Annotated in this window: 2 protein-coding genes; both read right to left on the bottom strand. The window is 40.2% G+C overall.

Translation table 11 applies throughout. The features are described 5' to 3' along the window. Positions 1-41: 41 nt before the first annotated feature. On the bottom strand, positions 42-440 hold the full coding sequence (locus tag CWM53_RS08295; protein WP_165785042.1) for a hypothetical protein: 399 nt from the start codon (positions 438-440) through the stop codon (positions 42-44). Between the two features lie 7 nt (positions 441-447). Beyond that, positions 448-837: a hypothetical protein gene (locus tag CWM53_RS31640; RefSeq protein ID WP_100750752.1), complete on the bottom strand. Its 390-nt coding sequence runs from the start codon at positions 835-837 to the stop codon at positions 448-450. Positions 838-880: the final 43 nt, after the last annotated feature.

Below are 880 nucleotides of genomic sequence, written 5' to 3'. Positions count from 1 at the left end.
AACAAGGGTAATAAATGGCAAGAAGAATATTCACAGCCGCACTAGAAACTCCTTCTTATAATGCAAAGTACAGGAATAAAAAACAATAAACACACGGCGGAAATAATCTGACCTTGAAAAATAGCATCCCACAACACCGCCCCTTGCCACAAACAAATAAGCAGAGTGATAAATAACAAAACCACATGAAAGAAAACAATCAGGAACAGAATGTTCGCTGAGAACTCCCCATCACTAATTTCCACCTCCAGGCAGAAAAAATAAAAGACACACAGACTACAGATAATATAGAGGCCTTCATGTCGAATACCCTGAAGGAAATCAGGAGAAAACTCTCCTGCCAGTCCATTGTATGTCAGCCTGGCTCCCAGATAGATGAGCCAGTAGACTGGAGGGATAAACAAAAATCCATACTTTCTAAAAAACAGCATCATATCCACCCCCTGATTATTTGCTTATAGCGTTCAGTGCGTTAAGTTGTTTTTCACGTACTGCTTTAACCTCTTCTTTATCCTTGCATTCTGATGCCATCTTTTTTGCGTCACCAAAAGTTAATGTCGCTGACGAAGTGACAGTATTAGTTTGAAGAGCCATCCGAAAAGCCTCAGCAGCACAAGGTGCGTCATGAAAAATACTTTGCAGTTGTTCTGGAGTGGCGGGCTGCATATCGCGAAAATCTTCATACTGCACAAAAAAACATCCAGCTGGCACAAGAAAAAGAAAAACCAAAAAAATACCATATCGCAGTTTAAAACGTTTCAATTCTTGCCTTTCTTTTTCATCGGCCTTTCTTATTAAATCCCGGGAGCGCTCTTCAATTTCTTGTTGTCTTTCCATTGTTCCATCCCTACCGGTCAATCCAGTTTGTTAATCAGCATTT

The sequence above is a fragment of the Klebsiella sp. A-Nf5 genome (assembly GCF_002810545.1).
GTDB classification, from domain to species: Bacteria; Pseudomonadota; Gammaproteobacteria; order Enterobacterales; family Enterobacteriaceae; genus Klebsiella; species Klebsiella variicola.
This window is presented reverse-complemented; position numbering and strand designations above follow the sequence as displayed.